This window comes from Vibrio sp. KUL78 (assembly GCF_059725505.1).
Map to the genome: position 1 here is coordinate 259,556 of NZ_AP045838.1, position 20,353 is coordinate 279,908.

General features: G+C 42.2%; 17 protein-coding genes. 13 read left to right on the forward strand and 4 right to left on the reverse strand.

Annotated features, from left to right (window positions below; translation table 11 throughout):
* Positions 1-144 precede the first annotated feature (144 nt).
* The 5 genes from AC6I8Y_RS17820 to luxQ all read left to right on the forward strand — a co-directional run bounded on the left by AC6I8Y_RS17820 (position 145) and on the right by luxQ (position 5,184).
* Positions 145-357, forward strand: a complete 213-nt coding sequence (locus AC6I8Y_RS17820) for a hypothetical protein (RefSeq protein ID WP_498022457.1) — start codon at positions 145-147, stop codon at positions 355-357.
* Positions 358-402: 45 nt separating this feature from the next.
* Complete coding sequence (locus tag AC6I8Y_RS17825) at positions 403-1,068, forward strand: YceH family protein (RefSeq protein WP_394151028.1); 666 nt, start codon at positions 403-405, stop codon at positions 1,066-1,068.
* 56 nt (positions 1,069-1,124) lie between these two features.
* The gene (locus AC6I8Y_RS17830) at positions 1,125-1,418 is read left to right on the forward strand and encodes a GIY-YIG nuclease family protein (RefSeq protein ID WP_498022459.1); all 294 of its coding nucleotides are present in this window, start codon (positions 1,125-1,127) and stop codon (positions 1,416-1,418) included.
* Between the two features lie 69 nt (positions 1,419-1,487).
* Entirely contained in the window at positions 1,488-2,591 is a 1,104-nt protein-coding gene (locus AC6I8Y_RS17835; protein ID WP_498022460.1) for an autoinducer 2-binding periplasmic protein LuxP, read from the forward strand.
* 19 nt (positions 2,592-2,610) lie between these two features.
* Complete coding sequence (gene luxQ, locus AC6I8Y_RS17840) at positions 2,611-5,184, forward strand: quorum-sensing autoinducer 2 sensor kinase/phosphatase LuxQ (protein ID WP_498022462.1); 2,574 nt, start codon at positions 2,611-2,613, stop codon at positions 5,182-5,184.
* Positions 5,185-5,260: 76 nt separating this feature from the next.
* Here luxQ and AC6I8Y_RS17845 read toward each other — a convergent pair whose 3' ends face one another.
* The 3 genes from AC6I8Y_RS17845 to yccS all read right to left on the reverse strand — a co-directional run bounded on the left by AC6I8Y_RS17845 (position 5,261) and on the right by yccS (position 9,219).
* Positions 5,261-6,520: a hydroxymethylglutaryl-CoA reductase gene (locus AC6I8Y_RS17845; protein WP_498022463.1), complete on the reverse strand. Its 1,260-nt coding sequence runs from the start codon at positions 6,518-6,520 to the stop codon at positions 5,261-5,263.
* A gap of 160 nt (positions 6,521-6,680) precedes the next feature.
* The gene (locus AC6I8Y_RS17850; protein WP_234496816.1) at positions 6,681-6,842 is read right to left on the reverse strand and encodes a hypothetical protein; all 162 of its coding nucleotides are present in this window, start codon (positions 6,840-6,842) and stop codon (positions 6,681-6,683) included.
* Between the two features lie 199 nt (positions 6,843-7,041).
* Positions 7,042-9,219, reverse strand: a complete 2,178-nt coding sequence (gene yccS / locus AC6I8Y_RS17855; protein WP_498022465.1) for a YccS family putative transporter — start codon at positions 9,217-9,219, stop codon at positions 7,042-7,044.
* Between the two features lie 340 nt (positions 9,220-9,559).
* Here yccS and AC6I8Y_RS17860 point away from each other — a divergent pair, with 340 nt between their 5' ends.
* A complete protein-coding gene (locus AC6I8Y_RS17860; protein ID WP_498022467.1) occupies positions 9,560-9,715 on the forward strand; it encodes a hypothetical protein in 156 nt (51 codons plus the stop codon).
* Between the two features lie 114 nt (positions 9,716-9,829).
* Here AC6I8Y_RS17860 and ylqF read toward each other — a convergent pair whose 3' ends face one another.
* The gene (ylqF, locus tag AC6I8Y_RS17865; protein ID WP_498022468.1) at positions 9,830-10,777 is read right to left on the reverse strand and encodes a ribosome biogenesis GTPase YlqF; all 948 of its coding nucleotides are present in this window, start codon (positions 10,775-10,777) and stop codon (positions 9,830-9,832) included.
* Between the two features lie 1,128 nt (positions 10,778-11,905).
* Between ylqF and AC6I8Y_RS17870 the strand changes: the two genes are divergently transcribed.
* Genes AC6I8Y_RS17870 through AC6I8Y_RS17900 form a run of 7 tightly spaced genes read left to right on the forward strand, consistent with a single transcriptional unit; the run spans position 11,906 to position 20,313 of the window.
* On the forward strand, positions 11,906-13,315 hold the full coding sequence (locus AC6I8Y_RS17870) for an undecaprenyl-phosphate glucose phosphotransferase (RefSeq protein ID WP_498022470.1): 1,410 nt from the start codon (positions 11,906-11,908) through the stop codon (positions 13,313-13,315).
* A gap of 46 nt (positions 13,316-13,361) precedes the next feature.
* Positions 13,362-14,528 (forward strand): nucleotide sugar dehydrogenase, encoded by a 1,167-nt coding sequence (locus tag AC6I8Y_RS17875; RefSeq protein WP_498022472.1) that lies wholly within the window; start codon positions 13,362-13,364, stop codon positions 14,526-14,528.
* Between the two features lie 12 nt (positions 14,529-14,540).
* Positions 14,541-15,239 (forward strand): LuxR C-terminal-related transcriptional regulator, encoded by a 699-nt coding sequence (locus AC6I8Y_RS17880; RefSeq protein WP_498022474.1) that lies wholly within the window; start codon positions 14,541-14,543, stop codon positions 15,237-15,239.
* 16 nt (positions 15,240-15,255) lie between these two features.
* On the forward strand, positions 15,256-16,500 hold the full coding sequence (locus tag AC6I8Y_RS17885) for an outer membrane beta-barrel protein (protein ID WP_498022475.1): 1,245 nt from the start codon (positions 15,256-15,258) through the stop codon (positions 16,498-16,500).
* A gap of 10 nt (positions 16,501-16,510) precedes the next feature.
* The gene (locus AC6I8Y_RS17890; RefSeq protein WP_498022477.1) at positions 16,511-17,044 is read left to right on the forward strand and encodes a polysaccharide biosynthesis/export family protein; all 534 of its coding nucleotides are present in this window, start codon (positions 16,511-16,513) and stop codon (positions 17,042-17,044) included.
* Positions 17,045-17,058: 14 nt separating this feature from the next.
* Positions 17,059-19,287 carry a GumC family protein gene (locus tag AC6I8Y_RS17895; protein WP_498022479.1) on the forward strand — a complete coding sequence of 743 codons (2,229 nt, stop codon included), beginning with the start codon at positions 17,059-17,061 and terminating at the stop codon, positions 19,285-19,287.
* A 24-nt stretch (positions 19,288-19,311) separates the two neighbouring features.
* Positions 19,312-20,313 (forward strand): glycosyltransferase family 2 protein, encoded by a 1,002-nt coding sequence (locus tag AC6I8Y_RS17900; RefSeq protein WP_498022481.1) that lies wholly within the window; start codon positions 19,312-19,314, stop codon positions 20,311-20,313.
* Positions 20,314-20,353 lie beyond the last annotated feature (40 nt).

A 20,353-nucleotide genomic window follows, 5' to 3' on the forward strand; every position in this document is an offset into this window, starting at 1 on the left:
CAATCTCATTGATAACAGCCCTTAGATCAATACTCTCGGGCTATTGCTTATATTGTCGCCACTTAGTAAAAGAAACAATTGAGTTGCACTCTTAAATAGCGCTATGATTTCGACACACCAATGTAATATATCGCAAAGTAAACCATGTCACCGTTATCAAAATCTTCAACTGAATCGATTAGTGAAATTGTCTTCCCTAGCGACGACAAGCCAACGCCTAAAGACAAGCTCAAAGGAGCGTACATCAGTGAACGAAGTAAACTAGAGGTTGTCGAGGTTGAGCTCAATCGAAGTAAGGTTGTAATGATAGACCAAGATGGAAAAATGATCCGAGTCCCTTTTCTCTCGGAACACTAAGCTTAATCTGTGTGACAATGTATCGGACTACAAAGGAATAGAACAATGAATATAGAATTATCCTTGGTTGAGGCTCGAGTAATCGGCTGTCTTATTGAAAAAGAAGTCACTACTCCGGACCAGTACCCTCTGACCCTGAACAGTCTGACGACAGCATGTAATCAAAAAAGTAACCGCGATCCAGTGCTGAGCTTAACGGATGCTGAAGTTCAAGATGCCGTGACGGCGCTTATCGATCGTCGCCTAGTAAGTGATGAGAGTGGATTCAACAGCAGAGTCTCTAAATTTCAACATAGGTTCTGCAATACAGAGTTTGGCGATCTCAAGCTGACAGCACAAGAAAAAGGCATTGTATGCTGCATGTTATTGCGTGGTGCACAAACTCCAGGCGAAATCCGCACTCGTACCAACAGGCTTTGTAATTTTACTGACGTTAAAGAAGTCGAAGCTGTCCTGGATTCAATGGCGTCACGTGATAGTGGAGCGCTTGTAGTGAAACTGCCACGTGAAGCGGGTAAGCGTGAGTCTCGATACATGCATCTATTTAGTGGTGCAGTCGATGTAGAGCAACTTACACAGGAAGCCGCTGCCGGAGCAAGCCAAACGGTTTCAACACCAACCCAGGCTCGTATCGAGTCATTGGAGAATGAAGTGGAAGCGCTTAAGCAAGAGCTAAATGAGCTTAAATCACTGGTCAATTCACTGCTGTAATTTGAACTGGCGGCATATAATGCCGCCGATTCTACGTCCATCTGAATCGTATCGATATGACTCAAGTAAGTTTAAATCCACCTTGGTATGTGTATTTAATACGCACCGCAGAGAACAAGCTCTATTGCGGGATTACTAATGATCTCGAGCGCCGCTTTAATCAACATCAAATGGGAAAAGGAGCGAAGGCGTTGAGAGGGCGAGGGCCTTTAAAACTGGTTTGGAGCCAACAAGAACTAGATAAAAGTAGCGCCTTAAAAACAGAGATAGCGATTAAGAAGTTGCCGAAGAAGCGCAAAGAAGAACTGGTCTTACAACAGCAATCTTTTGCATTAAATAGTATGGAATAAGGATCGTTGCTGGCTCAATTCAAATCTATTGTATACACTTGTTCTTAAACACAAAAATGTATAGATCCGATGCGCAAATTTCATACTCTTCTTATCTCTATGTTGCTGGGAACGCCTGTATTAACAAGTTATGCAAATACTTTCCTGTCTGATTATTGGAACTATCAACATTTTTTAGAAGCTCATCCTGAGCAAAAAGCCTTGACTGATGAGCTTCAATTGGCGGTATCTAAGGGCCCTGAGCCACTATCTGTAAAACAAAGTAAACCAATCACTATTTCAGTGGTTTATCCCGGTCAACAAGTCTCTGATTATTGGGTTCGAAACATAAAAGCATTTGAAACCAGATTAGAAGAACTGGGCGTGGAGTATGAGCTGAACCAAGTTTTCACAAGACCCAATGATGATTTTAGACAGCAAAGCGTGTCATTGATGGAAGCGGTTAAAAACAAGTCCGGTTATTTGATCTTTACGCTTGACACTTCGCGGCACCGTAAATTCATCGAACACGTTCTGCATGCGACGGATACTAAGCTCATACTGCAAAATATCACCACGCCTCTAAAAAGTTGGTCAGAGAATCCTCCGTTCATGTATGTTGGATTTGACCACGTGAAAGGCAGTCTATTGCTCGCTGATTACTTCAAGGAGCGTTTTAATGGCGACAAAGCAGATTACTCAGTGCTGTATTTTTCAGAAGGCTACGTGAGTGACGCTCGAGGGGGGACGTTTATTCAAGAGATGGACAAGCTTAATGGTTTTTCCTTGGCGACGTCTTACTACACCAAAGCGAGTCGAGACAGTGGCCGTGAAGCAGCATTGAGCACATTAAAACAACATCCAAACGTGAACTTTATCTACGCATGTTCTACCGACGTAGCTCTTGGAGCAGCCGATGCCTTGAACGAATTGGATCGTAAAGATGTGGTGGTAAACGGCTGGGGCGGAGGCTCCGCTGAGTTAGAAGCCATTCAAAATGGTGAACTTGATGTAACCGTCATGAGAATGAATGATGATACAGGAGTAGCGATGGCAGAAGCGATCAAGTGGGATCTAGAAGATAAGGAAGTGCCTTTAGTGTATTCGGGTAATTTTGAGTTGGTGACAAGTACCGATTCGGCTGAAAAAATCGAAGCTCTCAAAAAAAGAGCGTTTCGTTATTCAGATCGCTAACACGACTCAATAGATTGTTATGCCTTTAACTGACTTTAACAACAGGAAAACTCTAGCAACCTTAATTACTCGGACCGTAATTTGGGTAGTTGGTCTGTTTACAATAGGGATGCTGGTGCAAAGCTGGTACCTAAGTCGCGATATAGTGAGAGAAGAAGTCCAAAGAAGCTCTCGTCAAACGAGCGCTCTAGTAGTGAACTACTTCAATTATCGCTTAGCAACACTTCAAATCTTACAAGACAGTAATGCGAAAAGTGATGCGGTAGAGAACTTCTTCCAATCTCGTGATGCTGAGTCTCTTGACTATTTTTTTCTTCGTGAAGATAACTTGCAGCCAACCCATACACCGGACTTTCGATACATCACTACTAACTCAAACATTGTGTGGGACGACGGCAATGCGTTGTTTTACGGGCTTGAGGAAAACAGCTTATCAACGATGAATATAGCGGCCAGTAAAACAAACAGCTGGACGACGGTTTCTACCGATTCTCAGTTGGGAGAGCGGCATATTTTACTTCGTCGTACACCGATTGTTGATAGAAGCTCCGGAGAAGTGTTTGGTCATCTGTCTGCCGGTGTTATTCTAGATGACAATGCAGGTCTGCTCACTAGCCTATTGAGGGGTAGCAATAGTGATGACGTTGTGCTGACGTTCGGAGCTGACATTATTGCCTCTTCTATCTCGGCTGATGACAATTACACCGCTGAGTCGGCATTGGAGGGGATTGAAAATGGTAAGATGGATTTGAATAAAATCTTGGTGACAGAAACCCCTTTATTCATCGGCAGCCAACCTTCAGATATCACCGTTTACTCTATACAACGAAATCCAGGCGTCTTAGCGCTGCGCAATAGCTATTTATTTTCGATCTTGCTATCCGTTGTCGTTATTGCAGTAGCATCAGTAGCCACCAGGCGTTGGTTGAATCGCAAAGTCACCAAAGAGCTTGCTAAGCTCATGGTGTATACAAAGATTGCTGGGGATACACAGAAATTTGAGCGATTTAGTGGTTCTGCAATACATGAGTTTAACCACATAGGAAAAACGCTTAGCCAAACGTTTGAGCGGCTTTCGGAACAAGAAAAGCTGTTCCAAGATTTGTTTAACTTCTCTTTATCGCCAATCATCGTTTGGACTGAAGATTCAACGATACTCCAAATTAACCCTGCTGCGAGAAAAGCACTAGGAATACAGCCAGGGCCAGACCGTGATCATGGGTCATCGTTTACAACATTTGTTGAAGCGATGGAACAACATGTAATTAAAGCCAATCATGGCGTAACCATTACCGGTATAGACGTACCCATTGATGATATGGTTTATCGCTGGAACCTATCGTCAATTCAGACTCGCAAAGACAAAAAGCTCGTATTGTCGCAAGGCCAGGATATTACCAAGCTTGTTGAAGCGGAGAAACAAAGTGCCAAAGCCAGAGTGGAAGCTGAACGCGCTGCTGTTGCCCGAACTGAATTTATGGCAAAAATGAGCCATGAGATAAGAACGCCACTTAACGGCATCTTAGGTATTTCTCAACTTCTAAAGAAAGAGGCGAAGGAAACTCGATATCAAGAGCAGATTGACGTTTTGTGTAACAGCGGTGAGCATCTGCTTGCTGTGCTTAACGACATACTTGATTTCTCAAAGATAGAAAATGGAAGTTTTAAGCTAGAAAAACATAATTTCAGTTTTAAAGAGGTGGTTAACGCTTTAGATGGTATCTACCGACCGCTCTGTGACGAAAAAAGCATTGAACTCGTTATCGACAATCAGTTGCCACAAGAAACAGTGTTGTTCACCGACCAAGTCCGCCTTAATCAGATACTATTTAATCTAGTGAGCAACGCCATTAAATTCACTCACAAAGGAGAGGTCAAAGTCTCTTTTCTGCTATCTCATCAACGTTCAGAGGAAACGGCTGAGCTTCATATACAAGTGGAAGATACGGGAATTGGGATCCGTAGTAATCAACTCGAACAAATATTCGACCCGTTTGTTCAATCAGAATCTACTCTAACCAGAGAGTATGGCGGCAGTGGCTTGGGGTTAGCAATCGTTCGAAATCTAGTCACGATATTAGATGGCGACATCCAAATACAGAGTGAAGTCGGTGAGGGGACACAGTTTAAGATAAATCTGCCAATAGACATCGTAGAGGAATCAGAACAGACGATTGCTGAAGAGACAGAAATTGACTTCGATTTGTTTAATCGTGAGTTAATGGTGTTATTGGTAGAGGACAACCACACGAACGCGTTCATTGCAAAAGCCTTCTGTGAAAAGTACGGAATGCGGGTTATGTGGGCGAAAGATGGGCAAGAAGCTCTCGATTACATAGACCAAATGAGCTTTGATCTAGTGCTTATGGATAATCAACTGCCTTCGGTATCTGGAATCGAAATTACTAAGAAGATACGCCAAGATATCGATAAGTCGTTACCTATTTATGCCTGTACGGCCGACAATCAAACATCAACCCGTCAGGCGTTTTTTGCCGCAGGCGCTGATTTTGTGATAGTAAAACCGATCAAAGAGAAGTCATTGAACGAAGCGCTAAAACATTTCCAACAATTTCACTATCGCGCAGCATAATCGATTGTCCTAGAGGCGAAGTCGATAGACAAAAAAAGAGGGCGCATTAGCGCCCTCTGGTTTGTTCGACAAACAATTATCTAGCCAACTTATGATGCGCTCTTGAAAAGTGCCCTGCACAGAACGCACCGACAATTGAAAGCTCCCCGGCTAGACAGAGTCCGGCAGCGACTTCGGCAAGTGCTTGAGATTTTCCTGAGCCATATAGGCCAAGCAGATCTAAGCAAGCTTTCTGACTTGGTAACCCGGTGCCTCCACCAACCGTACCGACCATCAAGTTTGGCAGTGTCACACTGGCATAAAGCTCACCTTTTGCCGTCACTTCCATTCGTGTCATACCAATGGCAGACTCAGCGACACACGCAGCGTCTTGACCGCAAGCAATATACAGAGCGGCGAGAGCATTTGCATAGTGAGCATTAATACCAATGGTACCGCTTAACGCGCCACCGACCGTGGTCATCTGTCCAAACTGTGCCATTTTTTCTGGAGTGGTATGCAGATACTTCTCAACGAGTTCGGCTGGAATAGTGACCTCAGCGGTCACTTTTTTACCGCGGACACTTCTTAAGGTTTGGGAGTTTGCTTTTTTGTCTCCCGAGAGGTTTCCGTCAAGAAATGCATAGTCGGGTTCGAGTGGCGTGTGCTCTAAGATGTAGTTGAATACGACATTGGTTGCGATAGTCACCATGTTTTGACCAGAAGCATCGCCAGTAAGGTATTCGAAGACTAAGTAAACATGATTACCTTCGATGTTCACACTCACATCACTCAGTTTTCCATGTGAGGTGGTTGATTCTGCTAACTGCTTAAAATGGTCGAATTGAGTCACGAGCCAAGCGACAAACTGACCGGCTTCTACTAACGATTTGAACGCGAAACCAGGGGTTCGCGTTACCCCTTCGTTAAGCAGCATTGCACTTGTACCGCCTGCCGCAGTAATAAGGTTTGCTCCACGGTTATATGATGCAACAAGGGCTGCCTCCGTTGTGGCAAGGGGTACTTGATAGTCGCCTTGTGCAAAGAGACCGTTGATTCTGAGCGGTCCTGCGGTTCCGATAGGCATCTTTAAAGTGCCAATAAAGAACTCGATATTTTTCTCGTAAGCTTCCATTTGAGCTTCTGTGTATGGATCGAGAAGCTGTGCTTGTGCGCTAGGGTTATTCAGAGTCTTCCAACGATAATCGATGTTACGTTGATTCAGATAAGGGCTGCGATTGACGCGCTTCGCTGGAGAATCAAACTTGGGCGCTAACTTGCTTTCGAACTCAGACATATCGAGTTCGGTCCCTAAGTTGTTTAGGTAGTCGCGCTTGTGAAGGTTTACTTTAGGCATGTCGATCTTAGTCAATCAATTTGAAGGGGGATTCTACCCGCATAGCACAGAGATACAAGGCGTGGCCTTAAAGTTCTGTGACATCTTATTACAGACGTGTAGATTTTGAACCGATTACTGTACAGGGAGGGAATAGGTGAATATCGGTCACTGCGAGTGATTAACGAAACAATTGAGACAGTGCTGAGAGCTCTTCTTCACTAAGCAAGCTATCAGAGCTTGGTTGAAGCTTACTAGAAATCTCACCTTGCAGCATTTTAAGTTGCTGAGGAGATAGTTGCTTTAGTTGCTCTCGAAGTTTCTCAAATTGTTGTGTTGGCATGGAATCACCGTAAATACGCATCATGGTTAATATAATGTAAAGCGGTTAGAGTTCCTTTCGTTCATCAATGATGAATCGCTATTTGGGTATTCTATAAATTAATAGTGTGATTTTTGTCCGAGGATTGTAAGAGAGCGTTAATCACTCTGTAAGAAAAGTCATGCTGACGCAAAGATTCACGTCAGCAAAATCTGAAGAGCTAGCTTTCGGTTGCTTTGTCTTCTAGTGCATTTGTCTGCTTGAGACTTGACGATAGGGTCTGAAATTCAGGCAACATTCGATAAATTAGATGTAACTGTTGCAATACCATGCGCGCAGAACGATCGTCTTCGTCGCGCCATTCGGAGAGACGTCGATGGATATCAAACTGGTCAACCGTTGTATGAGTGATGTCTTCTAAATTGTCGCCTAGATTTGCTTCAATCACTTCAATATGTTGATTGATACTTCGATGAGCCTCTAGGACAAGCAGGTGTATAGACTCGTCTTCTAGTCTTTGACGATGTGCACCTAGCGCAGAGATGTAACTAAGCAGGGCGTGGTTTAACGTTAAAAATCGAAAGCACTCGTCTGCAGGTAATTGATACCTATCTGGCTCTGCAAGCATATTCGAAATCGCTTTAGATAAATTAGCATCCGCGTTGTGAGCGTCGCGCCTTGCAATTCGATAGGCTAGGTCATCTTTTTTACCCACACGATATTGACCAATAATCTGCATTAGATAGAGACGATTGGTTTTCAAGGCGTTGGTCATGATCTTGGAGATACGTTTAGACTCCCAGTCGGGCAGGATAAAGTACACCGCACATACAGCCAAAGCACAGCCAATGAGCGTGTCCATCAATCTTGGCAGAACCACCGCATAACCCTCACCGAGCTGATCAAAACAGAGTAGGACCAGTACGGTAATAAAGCCTGTAGCGTATCCATAGTTATTGATCCTAAAAGCAAAGAACATCACGCCCGAGATCACTAATAGCACCAGCTGGCTCTCTGTCGATGGAAAAAGGGTCAATAGCGGTACGCCAACCAACAGCCCGACTATTGTACCCGCAATACGAGCTGTAAGTTTCTTGCGTGTTGCACTGTAGTTGGGTTGGCAGACAAAAAGGGTAGTGAGGAGTATCCAATAGCCTCTTTCCAAGTCGAAAAACTGGATAATTCCATAGCCGAGCGTAAGCGCGCAAGCCAAGCGAATGGCGTGCCTTAGTAACATAGAATCAAGAGAAAAGGCTGACTTAACACGGCGCCACATCGCAAGTGGGGTATGAGCATTGGTGTCATCTAATACACTGTCATCATGAGAAATGATGTCAGGATTGTTGACGTTACTCAGAAGCTTTTCCACCGTAGCTAGATTATTAAATAGATACTGAATTTGAAGTAACAGAGGTTTCCATTCCTCAACGTTTTGCTCTTGTAGATATTCAATAGAATCTTGAAGCTCTACAAGCGCAACCAAAGAATCATTGCTATGGGAATATTCATTACCAAGCTTTAAAGCTAAGGCGATTTCCTTACACGCTTTCGACTGCATCTCCAATAAGTGTTTAAATCGAAATAGCACATCAGAGTGAGAAAATTGTGTCGCTAATTCTTGATAGCGATAGTGGCTTGAACTCACGCGTTCGTGAATATCTTGTGCGATAAAATAGACCTGTAAGAAGCGGTCACTAGGTCCGTCAACATGCCCGCGCTTAGAGCGATTCAGTAAAGTCGTTTTGCATTCATTCAACGCAAACACAGTGCACGCGTTCAAACTCGCTTCTTTTAGTCGGTGTGGCTGGGGAATTAGGTCTCGAGTCGGATGAAAGAGATTTCGTTTAGCGTCCAAGTAGAGACTCAACTCGTTAAACACATTAGAGAGACTTTGTTGTACCGGTTGCAAAGGCCAAACACTGTTCCACATGATTGATACTAAGTAATACCAAGATGCACCACCGAGTAAAAGCGCGGGTTGCATCCAAAGGTTGGTACTCTCATGTGCGCCAAGCATGGTGTAGATCGCGACGAGCAAAGAGCCAAAAGCAATGCTGGTGTATCGAGGGCCGATTGCGCCTAGAAGCACGAATACTAATGTCGAAAGGAACAGTCCGATCGCAAATAGCAAAGGTGTATCGAAGAGTAGTTCTATTGAGAACGAAGCGATAGCAAAGCAAATTAAGGTGATAACCAACGCTTTAATGCGCCCTGTGAAACTTTCATCACTTTCTGCAAGAGCCGCTGCTATGACACCTAAGATTAAAGGTGTTACCCAGGTTTGCTGGTCCAAATACCAAGCGGGAATGACTACCCCAAGTAATGCAAACAGTATTAGAACACTGTAGTTAAATGTTTTGTTGGCCCATTGAAGGCGAAGTTGACCAAGAATGCTCACAATTGACAATGTGTAGGTGAAAAGAATGACTATCTTAACAGAAACTTAGTCAGTTTGAATGTTGGGATTGTTTGAACCCTAGTTAAAGTAATGTGCTTATCTAATGTTCCCCAAAGCTGTTAGCTGGCGCCTTAGTGCTTAAGTTCTATGAGAACTCTCTATAGATGCTAAATTGCAAAGTTTAATGAAATTGAGTTCAATGCTTTTCTAATTTTTGGTCGCGAATCGTATAGGCGCGTCAGGTGTTTTAGTGTTTATCATATTGATCTAGGTACTTTTTGAGTGAAGTCTCTACATGAACTTACGCGCTGGAATCTCAGAAAGAAGGGAAAGGGACTGAGTGAAGTTGGTCATAAAACCATACTCAGGAACAAAAAAAGGGGCAAAGCCAATTGAGGTAGACGGTACAAAAGAAGTGCTAGCTGACATCAAAGCAGATAGTCAATTCATTGAGAATGAGCACCCCGTTGATAATACCGAAGGCAAGAGAGTTTAACTAGCGACAACATGTCAAAAAAACAAGTGTGATGGGAGATTGCCACGTTCAAGTTTCCCGGAAGTTGGCCAGTACGAACACTCAGTCTTTCGTACTGGCCTGAACAGTTAGATGTTAGCGTTTGTTCTTCAAATAGCGCTTACGACGCTCTTCTTTTTTCTTCGCTTTCTCTTCTGCTTTGCGCGCCGCTTCAATTTCCACTTCTACTAGCTCTTTAGTGATCATTTCAGGCAGTTCTAATGTCAGTTGACCTAGTGTTCCATTGCGAAGTTCATGTAATAGGATTTCAGAGGTTTTATGTAGATTAACGCGTCCACCCGATTGCAGAGCACCTCGCTTGCGACCAATCAACTCCATGATCTCCAGATCAGACTCAGGCAGTTCTTCGTCGATTTGGTAGCGCTCTTTTAAACGCTCAGGATAGACAGCCGCTAGATACTCCACTGTATAAAACGCCACTTCATCATACTCAATAGCGGTATCTTTTACTGCGCCTGTCGCCGCTAGACGGAAGCCGCTGTGTGGGTTTTCCACTTTAGGCCACAGGATTCCTGGCGTATCAGAAAGTACAATGCCATTTTGTAGATTAATACGTTGCTGACGACGAGTTACTGCTGGCTGGTTGCCGGTAACTGCAATTGTACGACCTGCAAGTGTGTTGATGATCGTGGACTTGCCTACGTTTGGAATGCCCATAATCATGGTGCGAATATTTTTACCAATCTCTTCACGGTGCGGCGCGAGTTTACGACACAGATCGAGGATCTTGTTTACCTCTTGCGGGTTTGAGGTCGTGATCGCCATCGCTTTTACACCTTGCTCTTTCTCTAGGTGTTCAATCCATAATTCAGTTTTTTCAGGATCCGCCAAGTCTCGTTTGTTTAATACCTTCACTACGGGTTTATCACCACGAAGCTCGGAAATCATTGGGTTTTCACTGCTAAAAGGGATACGTGCGTCGAGAACTTCAATGATGACGTCAACTTGTGGGATGACTTCTTCGATCTCTTTACGCGCTTTGTGCATGTGACCTGGAAACCATTGGATTGAGTTGTTAACCATACAATCTATACCTTTGTGCTTTTATGGCTCAGCTGACAGTTAGTGGCATGTGCATCTTCGAGCAATATCGAACGGATTATCGTGTTTAGCGTCGAGATATGTCAGCATTTATTGCGTCAATTCTAACACTTTATGAAGTGTACCGAAATGCAATGAGGACGGTTTGGTTACTAGTTGTACGTCAATAGACATAACGGCCGACTTGGACATCTCACATTGAGTTATCCCTGTGTGCTGTTTTATAGTTGTAGATTGGCGACTAATAATAACCGTAGTTAATGCGCACATAATTAGTGCGTATCTAAAAGTGCTAATTTAACCATACAGTGTTAAATCAGCTTACTTTATGAGTATTACTATGAACCACAATTAACCATTAGCCTTCACTAAATTAGTGGGTTTACGTTAACTGCTCTTAATAAACTTACCTTTGTAACTCGATGAAAATTAAAATTTCAGTTCTATATTGGTTGAAAAGAATGATTCATTTGTATGCTTTTTTATTTCCATATTATCCACACAAAAAACATGCCTAATAAGATCTAATGACTCGATTATTAAAATTTAAATTAATAAGTATTAGTCATTCTAATACTTTATGCGGATGGTTCTAATGATTATGTAACTAAACTAGATACTGTTCTTTGCTTGGCTTTTGCTTTGTTTCATCTAACTATTTGTTAATAAAAGATAAATACAGTTTTATTGAGTGGTTTGACTATAGTAAAAAAACTACAGAAGTTTTAAATTTGTTTTAATTTCTATCGAAAACACGAAGTTTTGAGATTCATATCTCAAAAATACGCGTGCAAATGAAACGATTTCATATTCTGTCTTAATAATGAGACAGAATAAAAAGACTGATTGTAGTTTTCTTTCAAAATTTTTATTATTAATACGCTTAATTAAAAGCCCTATTATTTATCTGGATTGACCAGTATTAACAAAAGCTAGATGGATGTGGTAAAGGGTTAAGGAAAGGCATTACTAATTTAGCTATTGGCTTTAATTGTGTTTCCCATGTTTTTAGTTGTTATTTTGAAAGTCCATAATATTTACAGGGATAGTACATTGGGAACTGAAACCTAAGGGCGGTAGCGTACTTAGGACCAGTTTAAAGGTACAGGTATGTTATACATTGATCGAATTAAGAACCACGATGATGACTCAACATCAGTCTATAGAATTTTAGATATTACCGTGATACTGAGTATTTTATTTGTCGCCAGTTACTTCTATCTTGGCAACGTAACGATAGAATATTTATATGCTGCGGTTTCGGCTGTCGTTCTGTTTACAGTGACTACCGAGATATTAGGAGTCTATCGCGCCATTCATCGGACTCCACTAAACGAGAAAATGGTCCTCATTTTCGTATCTTGGTTTATCTGTATCTCGTTACTTCTTTCTGCAGCGTTTGCGCTGAAGTCGACGGAGTTCTATAGCAGAGTAGTTATAAGTTGGTGGTTTTCAACGGTGCCCGTTGTACTCGTTGTTGCGCGCTGGTCGTTTAAAAAGCTCTCAAGCTTCACAATTAGTGATAGCGGCTACAAACAAAAGACGGTGATCATCGGTGCGACGCCGACGGGACTGAAACTAGCTGAAGAGATTATTAAGCACAAGCATCTCGACTTAGATCTTGTAGGGCTTTATGACGACAGGACTCTTGAGCGTCTCGAGTTGTCAGATGATGAACTTCCCACGGAGTACAAAGGGACCATTGAAGAAGCATGCAAGCTGGCAAAAAGCTCTTCAATCAAAAATGTTTACATTGCTCTACCACTGGAAGCGACTCAACGAACGAAGCAGATAGTGAATAGCTTTGCTGACAGCACTGCGAGAGTGTTTATTGTGCCAAATTTCCATGTTTACGACCTTATGCAGGCAAGGTGGGGCTACTTAGGAACGCTGCCGACACTTAGTGTCCATGACTCGCCGTTTTATGGATTTAGTCAGTTTGTGAAGCGAGCAGAAGATATCGTTCTTGCGACGATAATCCTACTTCTTATTAGTCCGGTATTGCTTGCAGTAGCGGTTGGAGTGAAAGTTACGTCCCCAGGGCCTGTACTATTTAAGCAAAAACGTTATGGCCTTGATGGACGACCAATTAGCGTTTGGAAATTTCGCTCCATGACAACGCAAGACAACGGTGAAGTTGTAAAACAAGCAACAAAAAATGATCCGAGGGTAACAAAGTTAGGTGCGGTTTTACGCCGTACCTCGCTCGATGAACTTCCCCAGTTTTTCAATGTCTTGACAGGTCAGATGTCCGTAGTAGGCCCAAGACCCCATGCGGTTGCTCACAATGAAAAATATAGAACCTTGATAGAAAGGTACATGCTGCGTCACCACGTAAAGCCAGGTATTACCGGCTGGGCGCAGATTAACGGCTATCGTGGCGAGACCGACACACTAGATAAAATGGAAAAACGTATCGAATATGACCTCGCGTACATTAAATCTTGGTCAGTTTGGCTGGATCTCAAGATTATCTTTCTAACCGTGTTTAAAGGCTTTGTTAACAAAGCTGCATATTGAGAAGTTACCCATTGAACTAGGGTTTTGGTTACTAGGACGTAAACTTATGAAGATAGTAATTGTTGGGCTTGGCTACGTAGGTATGTCAAACGCCGTGCTGTTGGCGCAAAACAATGAGGTTGTGGCTTTAGATATAGATCGCCGCAGAGTAGAAATGCTTAACCGCGGAATTTCTGCTATCGAAGATAGTCACATTCAACAGTATTTAGACGAAAAAGCGTTAAATTTGCGAGCTACGCAAGACACTGAAGAACTAAAAGATGCAGACTATGTCCTTATTGCGACTCCGACAAATTATGACCCTGTAACAAACTACTTTGATACGCAATCAGTCGATAACATGGTGACGTTAGCGGTTGAGTATAACGCTGCTGCAACAGTCGTTATCAAATCTACGATACCGGTTGGTTATACCGAACGAATACGAGAAAAACTGAGCTCCCAGAACATACTCTTCTCGCCTGAGTTTCTGCGTGAGGGAACAGCACTACAAGATAACCTGTTTCCTTCTCGAATCATAATTGGTGATCATTCTGAAGCTGCTAATCATTTCGCGAAACTGCTCGTTGAAGGTGCGCTGAAGGATAACGTAGATGTGATCTTTACTGACTCCACCGAAGCAGAAGCGATAAAGCTGTTTTCAAATACATATCTTGCAATGCGCGTTTCTTATTTCAATGAGCTCGACTCCTTTGCTGAGACGCACAACCTCAATAGCCGTCAAATCATCGACGGTGTGTGTCTAGATCCTCGTATTGGAAGCCACTATAACAACCCATCGTTTGGTTATGGTGGTTATTGTTTGCCAAAGGACACCAAACAACTTCTCGCTAACTATCAAAATGTCCCAAACAATATAATCTCTGCGATAGTAGAGGCGAATAGGACTCGTAAAGACTTCATTGCCGAATCAATTCTAAAACAAACTCCACGGACGGTTGGAGTTTATCGCTTGATTATGAAGTCAAACTCCGACAATTTCCGGTCATCGTCAATTCAAGGAATCATGAAACGGATTAAAGCCAAAGGTATAACCGTTGTTATCTATGAGCCCAATTTGACTGACCAAACATTTTTTAACTCTGAGCTAATAAGAGATTTAGACGATTTTAAGCAAATGTCCGATGTAATCATTACCAATCGTATGGTTGATGAACTGTCTGATGTACACGAAAAAGTCTACACCCGTGATATCTACGGCTCTGATTCATAAGGATATGACAGGATGGATGAAGTAAAAGCACGACCAATTGAGATATTAGATAGCAACACTGTTCCTCGTGTTGAAAACCAGATCAATACTATCTATTTAATTGCTGATGGCGGTATTCAAATGGATGTATTTCTGGAATACATCGAGAAAGCGATTAATTCGACAGTGACATTTATCGAAAGCAGTTCACTTAGCGAAGAGCTATTAGAAACTAAGGACGCTCTTTTCATTGTCGACTATAGCTCAAAACGTAAGATGACAGACATTGCGAATACACTTTCTGTGGCTTCAGAAGATTCGATTACTGTTTTGATCAATGTTGACTCAGTAGAAATAGAAGACTTGATTTGTTGGAAGAATCTTTATGGCTGTTTCGGTGTACAAGATAGTTTAGACCAAGTAAGTCGTGGGCTAATGAAAGTGCTACAAAGGATTAACTGGTTACCGCGTCATGTAATGATGGAACTAATTGAGTATTTTCAGAACAATGGTTCGGATGTAAAACTGCAAAAGGTTGCCGCTAACTCTTTAACTAGAAGAGAAATGGAAATACTTGAACAACTTAAGTCTGGCGAGCCAAATTTCGTTCTGGCTCAACGACTTAACGTTAGTGAAAACACAATCAAAGTTCATCTTTACAATATTTACAAAAAGATTGAAGTGAAAAATAGACGTCAAGCCATTGATTGGACGACATGCTACATTCCTTAGAGTTGTGAGAACTAAAATGACGTTTACTACAAATGCTCTAAGAACAGCTGCTGGACTGTTGCTTTTACATTCTTTGACTGTATTGGCGAATGAATCACAAGAAGGCCATTTCGTGAATGGGGTAACGTACTTACCTAGCTTGGAGTTGTATACGGGTTATAACGACAACCTTCTTTATCAAAGTGATGAACAAGAGAAAAAGAAAACAGAGTTTGTTTACTTAGTGCCCCAGATGGGAGCTGCAATAGAGAAAAAGTCGCGAAAACACTATTTGGAATACAAAGCATTTTTAGGGCAGTACTTTAATAGTCAGAATGACGACTTCGTTGATCACTATGTAACAGCTGAAAACGAGCTGCGGCTGTCGTTAAGAAATGCTATTGAGCTCAACGGAGCCTATAGTTATCAACACGAGGCAAGGGGGCAAGGTACATCTTCGGGTAACGCTACGCTAATAGATAGCCCTATTAAGTTCCACTATTTCGAAGCGGGCCTAGGTTATCGTTATGGCGCTCCGGGTGCGAAAGGTCAACTTGCTTTTTCTTTGGAGTGGAATAAGAAGAAATATGCAAATTATACCGATGAACGAGACTCAAGCATTGGATTAAGTACCCGCCTAAAGGACTATGACTTGTGGGCTGCTGGCGTGAGTTTTTCAAGCGCTTGGAGACATGGAGTAAACGCGATTCTTTCCTACGAGCACGAGCGTAAAACTTACCCCTTTCAAAGAGAAGGCTCTCCTTCACAAGATAGTTTCAATCATCTGGTCTATGCGGGTTTGGATTGGGATATTGCCCAAAAGACTGAGGGATATTTAAAGTTAGGTGTCCAAGATAAGAATTTTTTAGATAGCCAAAGAGAAGACTTTACCGGGTTTAGTTGGGCGACAGGAATTAAATGGACACCTGTAAGACATTCAACAATTTCATTAAACTCATCACAAATCGCGAAAGATCCGGATCAAGATGGTGATTATCTAAAGCAAACAATATTTACAGTAGGTTGGCAGCATTACTGGATTGCTCACTTATATAGCCAGCTAAATGTAGGCTATACAATTGATAAATATACTGGTGCCTTTGATGTTAATGGCGTACTAAGAGACGAAAACTTACTTAATACTTCAGTGAAACTGGCTTATAAATTCAATCGAAATATCGAGATTGGAGTTCTATACACACACAACGATAAATCATCATCATGGAACAACTATCAGTATAATCAAAATTTATATTTAATTAATGGGAAATTGGAATTCTAGCAGGTAAGATATGGACAGCTTGTATATGCGAAGTGTGATGTTTCTATTAACTCTCAGTAGTTTTTATTCGTGGGGAGCAGGGGAGAGTGATAGCTATAAGATTGGAGCAGGCGATACGATAAGTATTGTCGTTTACGCGGAAGAAGATCTATCTAAAGAGGTGTTAATTAATTCTAGTGGTCAACTTGATTACCCATATATTGGGCCGATCATGGCCAAGGGAAAAACAACTTCCCAGTTGCAGATGCAGATTACTAAGTCTCTTAGAGGTGATTATTTGATTGACCCCAAGGTGATGGTTAACGTTGTTGAATATCGAAAGGTCTATATAAACGGCGAAGTCAAGCAACCGGGAGGCTATGAGTTTCAACCAGGACTAACCGTTGATAAAGCGATTGCGTTAGCTGGTGGTTTTACGGATAGAGCAGCAAAAGATAAGATAAATGTCTCATCAAACACGGCTCAATTAAGCAGTCGTAGCGTATCCCTAAGTTCCAATGTTCAACCGGGTGACATTATTGTCATCGAGCAAAGTTTCTTTTAAGGGGTAATCACGTTATGTTAATAAAATCTCAAGAAGTGAAACGACAAGATGAATTTATCGACTTGAGTAAGTATACTCAGGTGATAAAGAGCAACCTTAATCGAGCTTTATTGTTTACCCTTGTTGTGACAATAGTGTCTGTTATTTTTGTTCTTTCTATGACACCAGTATATAAATCTACGGCAACTCTACTTATTGAAGGTGAGAATAATAACGTAGTTTCAATTGAACGGCTGGTGGGTGTTGATACAAGCAAACAAGAATACTTTCAGACTCAACATGAGATAATTAAATCAAATGTAATCGCTAAAAAGGTAATAGAACGATTAGCTATTGGCCCGGATAGCAGTACGCAGACCCTATTGAGTTACTCTGATGAGGCTTTGCGTTCAAGTCAACCAAGCGCCATGCTAGCAAATCTTAAAGCTCAGGTTTCTGATACGCTTTATAGTTTACCGTTGCTGAATACGATTTTAGTTAAACCTAGAGCTATTAAAGATGACCAATTAGCTGACTTTCAAAAGCTAGAGTTTTTAAAACAGTTCAAGTCTAACCTGCATGTTTCTCCTATTAAGAATACTCAACTTGTACAGATTACATTTTTAGCGGAGGACCCAGATGTCGCTGCTATGGTCGCAAATGCTGTAGGAGAGGTCTACATAGAAAATCACTATGAGTCACAAGCTATTATTAATGCTCAAGCTTCTGATTGGATCTCAGGTCGCTTATCCGAATTAGAAGCTAACTTAAGACAATCAGAATTGAAACTGGTTAATTTCATGGACAAAGAGGGGCTTGTCGATGTGTCTGGTATCGATTCTCTCGCGTCGGCTGAACTGACCAAACTGATAGAACAGTTGGCTAACGCACGAGATCGAAGGCTTGCAGCAGAGTCGCTTATAACGGTACTTAAACAGAACAAAAACGCGGACGCGAGCTACCTCTACACCATTCCACAGGTCACCAACCACCCACAAATGCGTGATATTCGTTTGAGTGAAATTGAAGCGGAAAAAAAGGTCTCAGAGTTATCAAAGCGTTATGGCCCTAAACATGACAAGATGATTCAAGCACAAGCGCAGTTAAAAACCATTCAAGATCGTTCGAAGCGAACACTACAGAGGATGGTTGCTGGCAAGGAGAAAGAGCTTGTTACCGCCAAACAGCAAGAACGTAGCTTAAAGCATGAGTTGGCAGAGAAAAAAGCGGAGTTTCAGTCTTTTGCACTTAAACGTGCTCAATATGAAACACTTCAGCGAGAAGTTGATACCAATCGTCAGCTTTATGACTTGTTCTTAACCAGGCAAAAAGAATATGACGCCACAAGTGACTTTAGAAACGTTATCGCTCAAATAACAGAGCGTGCCGAGGTACCGTTTTCTCCTGCGAAACCCAACAAACCACTAATCGTCGCAGGCTCTGCCGCGAGTGCATTTTCATTTGCGATGATCATCGCGTTTGCTACCAGCGCGCTTAAAAACACCTTTGAACGTAGAAGTGATCTAAAAAATCGTGGGCAGGTGAGCGTATTTGGTAGCATCCCCAAGATCTCTGAAAAGAAAATTAGCAAATCACCAATTAACAGCCGCCTATACAGTGATCAAAGCGTTGGCGTGTTTGGTGAGTCCATCCGAAACATCAGGACCTCGTTGAGTATCAGCTTAATAAATGAACATAAAAAATGCATAAGCGTGACTTCCGCGCTGCCTAGCGAGGGCAAAAGCACTGTCGCGTTGAGCCTTGCAACCTCTATGGCAAGTTTAGAGAAAGTATTGCTAATTGACGCAGACTTCCGACGCCCATCACTAGCTCGCCGCTTTGACCTTGAAGAAGAAAGCCTCGGGTTAACTGATTATCTGAATGGCACTGCTGATCTTGTCTCATGCATTCACAAAGACGAATCTCTAGGTTTATATTTGCTACCAGCCGGAAACCACAAAGGTAACCCTCAAGAGTTGTTAAGTTCTAGGTCGTTTAGAGATTTAGTGAATGCAGTGGGTGAAAAGTTCGATCGAGTCATCATAGATACTCCGTCTATTAATAGCGTTATCGATCCAGTACTAATTGGCGCAGCGACAGATGGCACGCTTATGGTTGTTAAGGCTAATAGCACTCAGATCAATCAGTTCAAATTCGCCGTAGGTCGATTAAAAGAACACAATATCGAAATGCTGGGTGCTGTTCTCAACCAGGATGAAAGCAAAACCCAAGATGCATATCAGTTCTCCGGGACTTACGCATAGACTCATTACCATCAGGACGGGGTTATGAATAAACAATACAGTGCTGACATTATTATTCTGTCGTGGGATCGGCTAGAAGAAACTATCGCAGCAATAGAAAGCTCACTTGAACAAAAAGGCGTCAAACTAAGTGTTATCGTTGTGGATCAAGGCTCAAAACCAGAAACGATTGAAGCTTTACGCACCTACTGCAATGAACATCACCAGATCACATTAGTTTGCAATCAAGATAATAAGGGTGTCCCTGGCGGAAGGAATCAAGCGAGTGCTCTAGGATCCTCTGAGTTTATCGTTTCGCTCGATAATGATGCTGAGTTTGTAGATGAGTTTCAAGTGGCCAAAGCGTGTGAGTTGATGGCTGAGCGTGAAGATCTAGGTGCACTAGCTTTTCGGATATTGAGGCATGGTTCGAATGATGATGATGTAACGAGTTGGTCTTATCACCAATCACTTGATGAATGGTCAACCCAGTCGTTTTATACCGATCGATTCGTCGGAGCGGGCCATCTAATAAGGAGAGTGGCATTTGATAGTATCGGTGGATACGATGCTACGCTCTTTTTCTTGCACGAAGAGGTTGACCTATCAAAACGATTGATCAATGCAAATTTCAAGATTCTTTATACACCAGAGGTTGTTATTGGGCATAAGGTATCACAAGAGCATCGAGTGGCGTGGACTGCGGGTCGATGGGTGTTCGACATAAGAAATCGTACTTATCTTCACATGAAACACAAAACCTTTTTCCCTACTGCTGTTTTTCATACCTGGTTGATGGTTCATAAAGGTTTTAAATCAGGGCTGTATGGACCGACACTGACAGGGTTGTGTAAAGGTTTTGGTCTGTTCCCGAAAGCGATTAAGAGTTGGAAAAAAGACCCAGCACTAACAGTAAATGAGCAAGCACAGCAATACCTAGATGATTGCTCTCCTACGCAAGGGATGAGTATTGTTGAACGGGTCAAAATGCGCGTTCGTAATAATGGGTCGTTGCCGCTTGCAAAAGAGAATGGGGGTGATAAATGAATACTGCGCCCATCGTACAAGCTAATCAGTCAACCCTAAA